The sequence below is a fragment of the Novosphingobium fluoreni genome, assembly GCF_014196615.1.
GTDB classification, from domain to species: Bacteria; Pseudomonadota; Alphaproteobacteria; order Sphingomonadales; family Sphingomonadaceae; genus Novosphingobium; species Novosphingobium fluoreni.
Genome location: NZ_JACIDY010000008.1, coordinates 98,354 through 111,251 on the forward strand (window position 1 = coordinate 98,354; position 12,898 = coordinate 111,251).

Annotated in this window: 8 protein-coding genes and 4 pseudogenes; 5 read left to right on the plus strand and 7 right to left on the minus strand. The window is 58.8% G+C overall.

From position 1 onward, the window contains the following. Window positions 1–509: 509 nt before the first annotated feature. The 3 genes and pseudogenes from GGR39_RS14665 to GGR39_RS17295 all read right to left on the minus strand — a co-directional run. Window positions 510–1,622 carry an LLM class flavin-dependent oxidoreductase gene (locus GGR39_RS14665; RefSeq protein ID WP_183618006.1) on the minus strand — a complete coding sequence of 371 codons (1,113 nt, stop codon included), beginning with the start codon at window positions 1,620–1,622 and terminating at the stop codon, window positions 510–512. A gap of 140 nt (window positions 1,623–1,762) precedes the next feature. Then, window positions 1,763–2,262, minus strand: a pseudogene (locus tag GGR39_RS17590) (flavin reductase family protein). Window positions 2,263–2,394: 132 nt separating this feature from the next. Beyond that, window positions 2,395–2,871, minus strand: a pseudogene (locus tag GGR39_RS17295) (hypothetical protein); the annotation flags it as partial. A 258-nt stretch (window positions 2,872–3,129) separates the two neighbouring features. Between GGR39_RS17295 and GGR39_RS17300 the strand changes: the two are divergent. Continuing rightward, the gene (locus tag GGR39_RS17300; protein WP_246388767.1) at window positions 3,130–3,483 is read left to right on the plus strand and encodes a tyrosine-type recombinase/integrase; all 354 of its coding nucleotides are present in this window, start codon (window positions 3,130–3,132) and stop codon (window positions 3,481–3,483) included. Window positions 3,484–4,517: 1,034 nt separating this feature from the next. Here GGR39_RS17300 and GGR39_RS14690 read toward each other — a convergent pair. The 3 genes and pseudogenes from GGR39_RS14690 to GGR39_RS14700 all read right to left on the minus strand — a co-directional run. Then, window positions 4,518–4,957 (minus strand): annotated as a pseudogene (locus GGR39_RS14690) (IS5 family transposase); the annotation flags it as partial. Window positions 4,958–5,113: 156 nt separating this feature from the next. Then, entirely contained in the window at window positions 5,114–5,452 is a 339-nt protein-coding gene (locus GGR39_RS14695) for a VOC family protein (RefSeq protein ID WP_183618010.1), read from the minus strand. A gap of 244 nt (window positions 5,453–5,696) precedes the next feature. After that, the gene (locus GGR39_RS14700; protein ID WP_183618012.1) at window positions 5,697–7,163 is read right to left on the minus strand and encodes a TonB-dependent siderophore receptor; all 1,467 of its coding nucleotides are present in this window, start codon (window positions 7,161–7,163) and stop codon (window positions 5,697–5,699) included. A 381-nt stretch (window positions 7,164–7,544) separates the two neighbouring features. On the opposite strand from GGR39_RS14700, the gene GGR39_RS14705 reads away from it, so the two are divergent. The 4 genes and pseudogenes from GGR39_RS14705 (at window position 7,545) to GGR39_RS14725 (ending at window position 11,335) form a co-directional block, all read left to right on the plus strand. After that, window positions 7,545–9,110: a TonB-dependent siderophore receptor gene (locus GGR39_RS14705; protein ID WP_183618014.1), complete on the plus strand. Its 1,566-nt coding sequence runs from the start codon at window positions 7,545–7,547 to the stop codon at window positions 9,108–9,110. A 45-nt stretch (window positions 9,111–9,155) separates the two neighbouring features. Further along, on the plus strand, window positions 9,156–9,485 hold the full coding sequence (locus GGR39_RS17495) for a TonB-dependent receptor (RefSeq protein ID WP_183618016.1): 330 nt from the start codon (window positions 9,156–9,158) through the stop codon (window positions 9,483–9,485). Window positions 9,486–9,495: 10 nt separating this feature from the next. Continuing rightward, window positions 9,496–10,695: pseudogene (locus GGR39_RS17305) on the plus strand (PepSY-associated TM helix domain-containing protein). Next, on the plus strand, window positions 10,682–11,335 hold the full coding sequence (locus tag GGR39_RS14725) for an energy transducer TonB (RefSeq protein WP_183618020.1): 654 nt from the start codon (window positions 10,682–10,684) through the stop codon (window positions 11,333–11,335). Before GGR39_RS17305 ends, GGR39_RS14725 begins: the two are co-directional and overlap by 14 nt. On the opposite strand, the gene GGR39_RS14730 is transcribed toward GGR39_RS14725, so the two are convergent. Next, window positions 11,277–12,896 (minus strand): GMC family oxidoreductase, encoded by a 1,620-nt coding sequence (locus tag GGR39_RS14730; protein ID WP_183618022.1) that lies wholly within the window; start codon window positions 12,894–12,896, stop codon window positions 11,277–11,279. The genes GGR39_RS14725 and GGR39_RS14730 overlap by 59 nt on opposite strands. Window positions 12,897–12,898: the final 2 nt, after the last annotated feature.

Consider the following 12,898-nt stretch of genomic DNA (forward strand, 5'->3'; position numbering starts at 1 on the left):
AGGTCCGGCGGTCTCGGCATCGTGGAATTCGAACCGCGACGGTGCAGCGATATGCGGGCCTTAACGCGCTGCCGACTTGTCGCGCGAATTTCGGCCCTAGGTGGCTGCGTGTACAGTGCGGTTTTGGGGAGCCACTTTCGTCTTCGAATGCGATCGGACGAAAACTAGCGTATGAACAATTCGACAGGTGCGACGAGTTCGAAAGTATCTCCTGGTTTATCGGCAGGGGGCTTTGGTAATGGCTGTGCCCGACTTGGCAGACTCAGCGCTTCTCTGTCCGAATCCGCTACGCCGCTGGATTTCTCCAAAAAAGCCTCTCGGCCTCTCGCCAGAAAAATACAATCATTTTAAATAATTGAATACATGCGCGCACATATAGCGAAGGGATCTCGTCAATTCACATGAGGATCCCCTATCCTTGCGGCAAGCTGATGCGCCATGCCGCCCCGACCGACGCCCCGGTACAATTGGCGTACCGGGACTTCGGATTGGGCGGAACGGCTCCAGGGTCAGGACTGATGCTTCCCGCGAAGTCCCCGCATCTCCAATATAGGGAGAACGTCACTCGAAAGTCGCTTGATCCCGTCGACGTAATCCACCCAGGTCATCAAAACACCGTCAATCCCGCACTGCGAATACATCTCCAGCTTGTCGGCAATGTCCTGCGCAGTCCCTACTATGATCGAACCACCGGCGCAGGCGGCGAAACGCACGCGGGCGACGGCATATTCTTCCCGCGTCATAAGCTGCGACTGGGCCTTCAGGAGCGCGGTGGACACATCCACGCTTTCGGTGTCTTCGTTTTCGACCGCGAAATAATTCAGATAATCTTCCGCCTCTCGCCGCGTATCGCGCTGTGTGACGGAAGAGTGAATCCATACCTGGACCTCGCGTCCATAGTGATCGCGCGCCATCTGCTTATAAGCCTGAACCTGAGCCTTGCACTGGTCGGGATCGTCATTTTTCAGGATTACAAAACACACGTCAGCATTCTTGCAGGCAAAGTCCTGCCCTCTACCAGACCCACCGGCATTCATAATCGGTATGTGCTGCTGGATAGGATGCGGCTGCGACGTCGCCCCGTAGACCTTGTAGAACGCCCCTTCGTAATCGAATTCTGGTGTTTCAGTCCAAAGCCTTTTTACAATCTTCAGCCACTCTTCAAGGCGATCGTAGCGCTCGTCATGTTCGTTAATTGGAACACCGAACATCTCGAGTTCGGGCTTGTTCCAGCCGCCGACAACGTTGAGCGCAAACCGGCCATTCGAAATGATGTCAATGGTAGCGCATTGCTTGGCAATAGTCAGCGGGTGGAACGCAGGCGCATTGGTCGTCGCGAACACGGCCGAGTGACTTGTCGCCTGGGCAATCCCCGCAGCCCAGGTGAATACGTCCATGACGACCCCGCTGGCATGAGCAGGATTGTTGGCGAAGTAGCCCTTCCATCGCGAATATGGGACAATGGCTTCCAGGCCCGCGCCGTCCGCCAACTGCGCTGTCTCGACAGAATTTCGCCAAGATGGCTGGTGAGCTTCGGGAACGAGCGTCTGCGCACCGCCCTTCCCATTCGTGGCGAATATTCCCAGCTTCATTTTGTTTTCGTTGAAAAGCGGATTTGGCATATTGATATCCTCAAAAATACTTTTTTATATTTTAGATCACTTACTAATATGTCAGGCTCGAGAAAATCTATCTGATATAAAATATCTTCTAAATAATCATGCGTTACGGAAATCATCTAATTATTCGGATAGTTCCGCTTTCAGCTAGGCACAGAATACGCAATACTGTCGCCCACCCCACGGTAGCTGCCATTATAAAAAACCAGGGGCTCGCCAACGTCGCCTTGGTCAAGTGCATCGACTTGTCCTACCACAAGGAAATGATCACCAACCTCGAAGATACTGTGAACTGCGCAATCGAGCCACGCGACCGAGTTTCCGAGCAAGGGCTGGCCAGAAGGGCTTTCAGCATGAGCGATCCCGTCAAATTTGTTTCCGCATTGCGCTGCAAATCTGATGCAATCATCGAGCTGACGCGAGCCAGTATGTTCACGCAAAACCTTCTAACGCCTTGCATTCTTACCCAGCTTTGCGACGTGGCTGCGGGAAAGAAGGCGACCAAAGGTGGGGCAAGGGAAATGGCCGTGAAGGACCCCACCACCATAGCGTGCGGCATACCGAACTCATCCCGGGCAGTGATTACGCGGACACCGGTCGGATAAGCGGACAGCACTTTCCGGAAATGAAGAGGATCGAACATGAAGGCTCCAGAATCTCACTAAAGCACGGCCACCGCTACTCGCCGGACGAGATTAACGAACTTGCTATAGTGTAGCAAGTGATAATATTTTCACGTTAGCCATCATATCGCGAAGATTACGACTCGTCTCCACTACTGTGGCAATTTTCTGCGGATCATTCGTCGCCATCGTCTACGGCAGTGCAGGCACGTTGGCGGCGGAGGCTGGCTGAGGTGGGTCAGGATTGCCTGCATGATGGCAGGCAGGGTCGGCTGCGGCGGGGGGCTCGGGCTTCTTTTTTTCCGACCCGCTACTCTGAGGCGACGGGCTTGTAGGAAGGCGAACGCGATCACGCTCATGAGGGTGTGTCAGTGAAGTCCCAGCCACGATCGCCCCTTGAAGTGATCGAGGCCGAGCTCTTCCTTCTGCTGTTAATTGGCTTGCTCGCAGACCCAGTGGGCCTTGATGGCGCCGGTCAGCTTCCTGAGCGATGTGCCGACGGGCAGATTGCTGAAGTAGCATTTACGCTCGCCGGTGGAGCGGTGCTCGCCGACCAGCCATACCTCGTCGCCGGGAAGATGCTGCTGGCCGAGATCACCGATCCGCGGCGGCGGGCCGTCTGCCACCCGACCGTCCGAAGTCGGCGCACTGCTTCGGGCGATCGACGCCTACAAGGGGCACAAAGTGACCGTCATGGCCATGCGGCTGTCGCCGCATGTGCTGCTCCGCTCCGGCGAACTCCGGCAGGCCAAGTGAACGGACATTGATTTCGAAGAGGCTATCTGGTTCATTCCGGCCGAGCGGATGAAAATACGCCGCCCGCACCGGGTGCCGCTATCACGCCAAGTGATCGCAATGCTCAGAGAGCTTCACGAGCACACGCACTGGTGGAAGTATCTGTTTCATGCCTCGGCAAACCGCACAAGGCGATGTCGGAGAACGCCGTCAACCAAGGCCTTTGCAAGCTGGGGTACACGACTGACCGGATGACCACGCACCGCTTCCGGGCGATGGCTGCGACAATGCTCAACGAGATGGGCGAGTGGAATCCCGACGAAATCGAGCGTCAGCTTGTCCACGTCGACACCAATCAGGTTCGGCGCGCCTACGCACGCGGTAAGTACTGGGACGAGCGCGTAGCGATGATGCCGCACTGGTCGGACTATCTCGACCGGCTACGCGATGGTGGAAAGGTCTGTGACCTGATTGTAGGGCAGCGCAAAGGTCTAGATCTTAAATAATCAGCGGGCATTGCACTTGCCAGTGCCAGTCGAATCACCAGCTTTGGGACGAAGCCGTCGTTCATGAGTTCAATCATGAACGACGGCTCATAACATAAACGGACGGTCAAGCCTGTCGCTCTTGAGCGAGAGAGCGTCAATATATTGACGCGGTTAGAAACCGCGCCCCGAATGCGAATGCCATCCGATCAGCGTTGAAGTGTTATTCGCTCAATCCGCTACAACTTTCCAGTTCCGGCGCACACGCACTCCAGTAACTACTCCAGCCGATTAGTTGCATCAAAATCACCGCTAGGTTGTGGGCACAGGATCGTACAATCTCTCACTGCCGGAAAGCCCGTAAAACTGCTTAATTATTCAATTGTAGGCGAATATATCTTCGGAGATGGCGACCTAATTTCAGTGCATACGCTTCACAGTCCGACTGATTTGCAGCGCGGCTATTCCTCATCCTCCACCGCCTCGTTTCGCGGAGGCAAAATCGAGGGGGAGCTTGATAAAAATGATCGCTCGACCTTCATTGTGCAAAATGGCGAAGGACATGAAATCATCCGGCGGACGTTAGAGATACCCAATCGGCAATTCCGCGACCAGGCATTCTAATTGCACACGGCCGCGCTAGAGGCTGCTAGGAAGGATCGAGACACAAAATTGTTAGAAAAGGTGAATGTAAACACCCTGCCAGCTGACAAAGCACACTGCCTTTTATCAACCACATAAACGAGACAGTTTATCGACGACAGCACCTATGATCCGATGCCAATAATACGCAGATAGCCGGACGCTTACTGATGATGCGATACGCCGCTGCTGTGACAGGCATATAAACAGAGTGTCGGAAATCTCATAATTTCCGACAGGGGGCACGTAGCTTCATCAGGAACAGGTCATAGACGCCGGTTCTCGGCATTCGCGTGAACGTGAATGTACGGGAAATCCCGATGGATTGGAAATATGTTGGAAACCCCGTTCAGCGATGTTTTCAGACACGCCCCATCTACAGCTATCTCACTTGTGCCTTCCCAAATGCGACAATTGCTCGCGGTCAGCATGAGCGCATAGGGCCGTCCCAGCACATCGGTCAGGGCATGGACCTTGGTTGTCCAGCCGCCGCGAGAACGACCGATCGCCTGCCTCTGGCGCCCCCTTTTCCACCGAACGCCGAGCGCTGGGCCTTGATGTAGGTGCTGTCGATCGCAGTGCTCTTTGTCACCGCGCCTGCTTCGGCCAGAGCATCGAGCAACTTCGTCCAGAAGCCCCGCCGCGACCAGCGGTTGAAGCGGTTGTAGATCGTCGTGGAAGGCCCGTAATCCGCCGGGCAGTCGCACCAGCGGCAACCCGACTTCAGAACATGCAGGATGCCCGAGATTACCCGGCGATCATCGACGCGCCGCGCTCCAGGCTGGTTCTTCGGCAAGTGCGGCTCGATCGCCAGCCAAGCTTCATCCGACAACCAGAACAACGAACGCGACATCGACAACGGCCTCCAGTCAGCTTGGAGACCCATTGAATCACCCTACACCCGTATTTTCAAGAGGATGATTGGGTCTTAACCGTAACAGCGTCCCGTCATTTGATCCCAGTCGGGCTTAGCCTACGATTTTGACCATCCTCTCACCAGACCCCTAGTTTACTGGTGCGCCAAGATGTTCAACAAGCGCCCGAAAGGATCGCGAACGTAGAAGCGTCTAACGCCCAATTCCTCGTCAGCCGGGCCATACTCGATCTGGTGTCCTGCGGCGACGACGCGCTCATATGTGGAAGAAAGGTCATCGGCCTCGATCGACAAATCAGGAACAGCCGTGCCGGAGCCGCCCTCCAGCGCGAAGCTGAGCTGAGGCGTCGATTCGCCGGCTCCTACAAACGTGATGATCCATCCGTGATCCATGCCCAGCAAATCCCCATAAAATGCTTTCGCCGCATCCATGTGCTCAGTCGCTATGTTCGCAACAACGCGCTTCACCGTCATGCCCTTACTCGCATCATCAAACGACACCGGGCCAGCATATCGGCCGGCTGGATGGCATTGCTCGTCTCACAATCAAATTTCACGACCTCTACTATAGGATGCTTAGAAAATTGAGCATCGCTGCGAGGGAACCGCCTTCACACACCAAACGGGCATAGATTTTTGTAGCGATTACGATCACTGTGGTCGATCGCTGATATATTGGGCGGGTTTTGCTTCAAACCGTTTTCGGCGATCAGGTCTGCTAGAAGCGATAACCCAGCGTTCCGACGACGTTTCGCCCATATCCTGGCCCGCAGGCCGTGCGCGGCGAACAACTGCCATAATAGTGCTTGTCCAGCAGGTTCGTAGCGTTGAGGCTGAGCGACCAGCGCTGCCACTCCAGAGCGGCTAGCGCATCGACGAGGGTAAAGCCCGGCGTCTTGAGGCTGACGATCGAACCGGCAGGATCGAGATCATAGAACACGTTCGCTTCGACGGAAGGCCCGATGTAACGGACGCCGCCCCCCAGCCGGAGCGCAAGGTCATCGCGCAGGACGATCTTTTTCTCCCCCGAGAGCGATGCCTGATGCGTCGGCACAGCCGAGATGCGCAGCTTTTCGCCGAGGCTGTCTGGCCCAGCGCCGGTGCGGGCGTGAAGATAGCTGTAGGAAGCGGTGATGGTGATGTCGTTCGCGATGATCCGGCTCGCTTCGAACTCGATCCCGCGTGAGCGCACGAGGCCGATCTGGATCTGATTCTGTCCGTTATTGGGATCGGTCTGGACGAGGTTGCTGCCCTTGATCGTGAAGGCGGCAAGAGCGATCAGCGTGGCGCGATCAGGCTGCCATTTGACACCCGCCTCATATTGTTGACCGCGTTGCGGGACGAATGGCTTGCCATAGAAGTCACGACCAATGGTCGGCAGGAAAGACTGCGAATAGCTGAAATAAGGCGCGACGCCGGGCAATGGATGCAGGGTGATGCCGGCACGCCAGGTCGTAGCATGATCGACTTGGCGCGGGCTGCCGGCCGTGTCAGCCACCGCACGGTCGCGGCGCACGCCTACCAGCAATGTCGCGATGCGGCCCACCTCCACCTGATCCTGCACGTAAAAGCCGAGCTGCGTGTTCACCGATCGCGGGTCGGGCTGGAAGTCGGCGGCAGGCACATTGGCCGGATCATAGACCGCATCGTACAGATCGACGGGACCGGCTTCGACCGTCGAGGTCTGGCTGTTGATCCGGGACCGCAGATAGTCGGCACCGGCCAGAATCGTATGACGCAAAAGACCGGTGGTGACATCGATCCGCAGAGCGTTGTCGACGGTAAGCATGTTCGCACTGCCACGTTGGTCGTAGCGGCTGCGGGACATGACACGATTGAATGGCGGGTCGGGGAAGGGGCTGGGATCGAGAGTATAGGCGTTCGTCTCGATGTCGCCATTGGCGGCGCTCGAGTGAGAATAGCGCAGCGATCCCTGGTAGCTCAGCGCCTCGGAAAAGCGGTGCGTCGCGAGCACGGTGCCTGACGTCTGGCGTGAATTGTAGAAATTGAGGCTCGGCTCGCCGAGGTAAGCACCCCATCGCAGGCGTTCACCCTCGGGTGCCAGCAACGTCGCCGATACGGGGTAGAAGGTGTAGACCGAGGCGGCACGATCACGCTGGTAAAGGCTCATTAGAGTGATCTCGGTTCGGTCATCCGGTCGGAAGCTGATCGAGGGCGCGACCATGATCCGGTTATCCTTGCCGAAGTCGGTCTGCGTGCCAGCATCGCGGGCGACAACGACAAGGCGTGCGGCGAGCGTGCCGGCCGCATTGATTGGTCCGGTGACATCGGCCTGCGCCTGTTTGCGTTTAAAGCTGCCATACTGGACCGCGAACTCGCCAAAGGTTCATTCGGCCCGGCGGAAGGCTTGTCGCGCATTCTTGCGGGCACAGGCATCAGCCTCCGTCCAGACCGGCCCGCGCGGCTTCACTCTCGAACCCGCACCGCGCGCAAGCAACGATGCTATCAAACTTGGCCCGGTTCGGGTCGAGGGAAATGAAAGCGGCGGCGGCGCAACCGATGCCCTCGTGGCAGTGAAGGCACGAAATCCTATGCAGCGCAGGCGGTGACGATTGGCCGCCAGCGACAGACGCTGAAGGAAATTCCTAACTCCGTCAGCGTCGTCACTCGTCAGCAGATCGAGGATCGCAACTTCAATACGGTCGCGGATGGATTGAAGCAGGTCGTCGGGGTGCAGGTTGGGCAATATGGCCTCGGCAATTTCAGCTTCACTTCACGCGGGATGGATATCTCGACCCTTCAGGTCGATGGTCTGCAAACCGCGGATAATCAGGGAGCGTGGACAACCGACAGCTTCGACATCGCGGTCTATGATCGGATCGAGCTGGTCTGCGGCCCGGCGGGACTGTTCCAGGGCAGCAGCACGCCAGGTGGGGCGATTGATCTGGTCCGCAAACGGGCTTTGCCGGACACGCAAATCAACGTGATGGCCCAGGCTGGATCATGGGATCGCTTTCGCGGCGAGGTCGATGTAACCGGCGCGCTTGTAACTGATGGCAGCCTGCGTGGGCGGGTGGTGGCCGCTTATGACGATCGCGGCAGCTATATGGATCACATTTTCGCGCGCAAGTTGGTGCTCTATGGCACCCTCGAATACGATCCGACGCCCGATACGACGATTGCGATCGGCGCAATCCATCAGGGCGGCCCCTCACGACCGATCTTCGGCCTTCCCAACTATGAAGGCGGGGGCCTCTACCGGGGGCGGCGCAGCGTCTACATGGGCTCGCTCTGGGACCGCAAGCGTGACGATGCTGAGCGCTACTTCCTCGATGTTGAGCATCGGCTGGCCGGCGGCGGCACGATTCGCCTGCGCGGCGACAGGACCGACCGCGCCTATCATTTCAAATCCGGCGCGTTCACCGATAGTTATATCGATCGCGCCACCGGCGATGTCGATATCCAGCAGATCGCTGGCGACGGCCATTCGTGTGACGAGGCCGCCGATCTCAGTCTCAACCTGCCGGCGCTTTTCACCAGCGCCGACAGCCTGGTGCTTGGCGTCAACCACAGCCGCAACCGGACATATACGCTGTGGACCTACGGGCCGGTCATCACGCGCAACGTCTTGGCGCCGGACCCAACAACGCCTGAGCCGGCGTTCGCGCCGGATGGCTCGACCACGACCAAGACCGTCCAGACCGGCCTCTATGCCAACGCGCGCCTGAAATTGCTCGACCGGCTCATGCTAACGGCAGGCGGGCGCCTTGCCTGGTACAAGGGTTCGGGCAACGGTCAGCCGAGCGACAACAAGGTGTCGGGACGCGTCGTTCCTTATGCAGCACTCAGCTACGATTTCACGCCCGGACTGTCGGCTTATGTGAGCTATGCGTCCACTTTCGTGCCGCAGACCAGTGTAGATCGCAATGGCAACCTGCTGAAGCCGCGCACCGGCTATCTTTACGAATTGGGCATCAAGGGTGAGTGGCTGGATGGGGTGCTCACCGGCCACGCGGCGCTGTACCAGATCATCGATCGCAACCGCGCCGTGACCGACCCGGACTTCCTTCAAGCGTCCGTAGCGCTGGGAAAGGTGCGCAGCCGTGGTTTCGAGGCAGAGGTTGTCGGTGATCCGGCGCGAGTCTGGAACGTCACCCTGGGCTATGCCTAAACGCAGACCCGCTATCTTACCGCTGACCAGGGCCTTGCCGGTCTGGTGTTCGCGCCCGGAACGCTCAAGCATGACGCCAAGCTGTGGGTGATGCGCGATTTCACCAAGGATAGCGGTCGCGGACTGATTTTGGGCGGCGGGGTCAATGTCAGCAGCGGCATTTATGCCGAGGCGGGCGATCTGCGCTTGAAACAGAGTGCCTACGCGCTGCTTTCGGCGCAAATCGGCTATCAGTTCAACGAGCGCGTCAGCCTTCGCCTCACCGCCGAGAACCTCACCGATAAGAAGTACCACACCCGCATCGAAGGTTGGTCGCGGCAGAGCTATTTTGGCGATCCGCGCAATTTCATGCTGACGGCCCGGCTCGCGCTCTAGGCTCGATGCGATGCGCGCCACGCTGGTAAAGCTTCATCGCTACGTCGGGCTCTCCGTCGCCCTCTTCCTGGTCGTCGCCGGACTGACGGGCAGCGTGCTCGCGTTTCAAACGGAGATCGATGGCTGGCTGAATCCGCGCTTGTTCAAGTCGGAGACGCCCGGCCGCTCGCTGCTGCTGTCCATGGTGGTGTCGCGCATTGAGGCTGCCGTGCCGGGTGCTAGCGTGCGCGGCATCACTATGCTGGGCAACAAGCATGGCAGCCTGCGCGTATCGCTCGCGGGGCGTGGCGAGGAGCCGATCGCGCAAGACAAAATCTTCGTCGATGGGGCGACGGGGCAAATACTGGGTGGCCGCCTGTGGGGCGCGGCGCGGTTCGACCGGGCGCACCTGATCCCGTTCCTCTACAAACTGCACTATTCGCTGCATCTGCCGGGCAGTTGGGGCATATGGCTGATGGGCGGCGTGGCGCTCGCATGGATGCTGGATTGCTTAGTCGGATTTTATCTGACCTTGCCGCGGGGCAAGCGATTCTGGAAGAAGTGGCGGCCGATCTGAAAGATCAAGCGCGGCGCGGGCTCCTACCGGCTCAACCTGGACCTCCACCGCGCGTTCGGGCTATGGTTGTGGGGCCTGCTGTTCCTGCTGGCGCTGACCAGCGTCGCATTCAATCTCAATGCGCAGATTTTCCGGCCCGTCCTGACCGCGGTGCTGCCGACAAGCCCCAGCATCCGGGATCAGCCGGGGCCAGCGACGCTGCCTCAACAGCGGATCGGCTGGGATAGCGCGGCCGCAATCGCCAATGCGGAGGCGGCGCGGCGGGGATGGCCACAGCGCCCCGTCGCTCGCATAAGTCTCGCACGGGAACAGGGCTTTTATATGGTCCGGCTCGGTCGGCTCCATGAAGCAGGCTTCGGTCCTGCGGCTGTCTTCGTGGCGATGGACACAGGCCGCGTCCTCGCCACCGAACGTGGCGGTGAAGGGAAGGCCGGCGACGTCGTCGACGCGCTCGTCTACCCGATCCATTCGGGCCAGATCGCGGGGTTGACGGGTCGCATCCTCATCTGTCTCACTGGGCTTGTTGTGGCGACGCTGTCAGTGACCGGGGTAATCGTATGGTGGAAGAAGCGAGCGCCGCGCGTGGCCGCTCGCCATCGGGCTCGTTCTAAACGGCCATCAATCGAGACAGGATCACTCCATGCTGCGGAATGACGCTCGCCCATTTGCACTCGAATGCGACAAGCAGGCAGCACCGGCAGTTTCGCCGCAATCCGAAAAAGTCTCCATTGAGCGGCATGGTTACCAACCTCCGGCGAGTTCGCGCTGGCTTGGTCTAGGCGGCACGAGCCTGCTCGGCGTGCTGCTGGTAGTCGCCTTCTTCGTCACCCTGTCGGTGCAATTCTCGCCCCCGCAGCCTCAAACCGCGCTCACCGTCTTCGACGTCGCCGCACCGGCATCACCTCCCGAAGCACAGCCGGAAGAAAAGGTGACGTCAGACAAGATGAGCAAACCGAAGGTGAGCGAATTTCCGGTTCCCGAACCCCTTCCACTTTCCATCCCCGTGGCACCAGCGCCTTCCGCTGCGCCGTCGAAAGTGGTGACGGTCGCTGACAGCCCGCCTCGACCCGAATCTGCTGCAATTAGGACATTTCCCGCACCGCCTGCGCCGCAACTGGCCAGTAATGGGCCGGACAGTTGGGAGGGGCGCGTACTGGCGCAACTGAACAGGCACCGCCGCTACCCTCGCTTGGCAATGTTTCGTCGGCAGCAAGGTGTTCCCTATCTGCGCTTCGTCATGGACCGGGACGGCAAGGTGCTCTCATCGACTTTTCGGAGCATTCGCCGCGAATGAAGGACGCTGCGCGTTCACCGACCATCATTGAGGATGCGAAGGTTCCAGCCGTAGTCAGCATCGGCAGAACCGACGCGTCTGCAACCCTCAACCCATCTACGCCCCTTACACGCAGTTTAGGGTCTACCACCGAGTCAGAGTCTGCGCCGAGACGGCACGTTCCGCCAGGATGAAACACGTTGCCTGCGTTCTCTTTAAGATGCTGTATCAGGGCTAGGCCATCTTCGGCCAATGGACCAGGGCGAAGCTCCTTGCTGACATATCTCTGCATGTCCGGTTGGGCTGCGATCCGCCGCGCGGTTCGCACCCCATTGGCGAGGACCTCGATGTCTCTCGGATCGCTGAAGTAGCGCGTGTCGATCACCGGGGGCGCCATCGGGTCAGCAGAACGCAACCGCACCTGGCCTCTGCTATAGGGTGTTCCCTGACGCACGCTTAACATGAAGCCGTGAGCCTGAGGCATCGTTTTCCATATACCCGGCCCAGGTCCCATGAGCGCCGAGGACAAAGCAATATTGACGTCGGGGACCATTTCGCCCGGTGATGTCGCAATCACGCCGCCGGCGGAGAACGTTGTTTCTGCGAGGAAACCGTCTCGCTGGAAGGCATAAGCAAGCCCGCCAGCGATAGCGCGCAGTGGCGAGCGGAACCGGTAGGCCGTTACCGGCTGCGAAACTTCATACATCAAAGTGTAATTAGCGTGATTACTGAGGTTTCGGCCAACTGCAGGAACATCGCAGATTGCCTCGATGCCGAGCGCCCTCAATTCGTCTGCTGGTCCGATGCCCGATCCCAGCAGCAACTTGGGGGAGTTGATCGCGCCTGCCGAGATTATCACTTCACACTCTGCCCTTATCAACCTTTGTCCGTGGCGGTCAGCAATTGCTACGCCCACAGCCTTGCCTTTGTCGACAAGGATGCGCAGGGTCCGGGTATCCCGCAGAACTGTCAGGTTGGACCTGTGCTTGACACCAAATCTTAAGGCAGCGCTTTGCCGGATTCCCCGGCCAATCGCCACGTCGATTGGCCCAAAACTATTCAACACGTCGGAGTTAAGATCGCTCGCCCTTGCAAATCCGGCGCGCTCTGCAGCAGTAAGGAAGGCGTTGACGATTGGCAGGTTTAAGGTCGACGGGCGGGTCATTATCGGACCGCTGCCACCTCGCCATTTGGTTTCACCGCCGGAATAGCTTTCAGATCGTTTAAAAAAAGGAAGCAGTTCGGCGAAGGACCACCCTGGAACCTGCCAGCGGTCGAACTCTGCGGGATGCCCGCGCGCATACAGCATTCCGTTGATGGATGTCCCTCCGCCCAAAATCTTGGCTTGCGTCAATGCCAATTGACGTCCGTCCATCGCAGCATTCGGTTCGGTCGAATACCCCCAGGACCATTGCGGCCGTGACCATGCCACGAAGCTAAACATCGGAATTCGGACCCAAGGGCTGGCATCGTTACCGCCGGCCTCGATCAGGCAAACCCGGCAGGCGCGATCTTCTGCCAGACGGACCGCTGTTATGCACCCGGCGGCTCCAGCTCCGACCACGATATAGTCGAATGACATCA

What these genes read in the sequence shown, in the direction of transcription:
- GGR39_RS14700 (WP_183618012.1), bottom strand. Translation starts at nt 7,163, where the DNA reads ATGGTCGCGCCCTCGATCAGCTTCCGACCGGATGACCGAACCGAGATC.
- GGR39_RS14695 (WP_183618010.1), bottom strand. Translation starts at nt 5,452, where the DNA reads ATGACGGTGAAGCGCGTTGTTGCGAACATAGCGACTGAGCACATGGAT.
- GGR39_RS14665 (WP_183618006.1), bottom strand. Translation starts at nt 1,622, where the DNA reads ATGCCAAATCCGCTTTTCAACGAAAACAAAATGAAGCTGGGAATATTC.
- GGR39_RS14730 (WP_183618022.1), bottom strand. Translation starts at nt 12,896, where the DNA reads ATGTCATTCGACTATATCGTGGTCGGAGCTGGAGCCGCCGGGTGCATA.
- GGR39_RS14725 (WP_183618020.1), top strand. Translation starts at nt 10,682, where the DNA reads ATGCTGCGGAATGACGCTCGCCCATTTGCACTCGAATGCGACAAGCAG.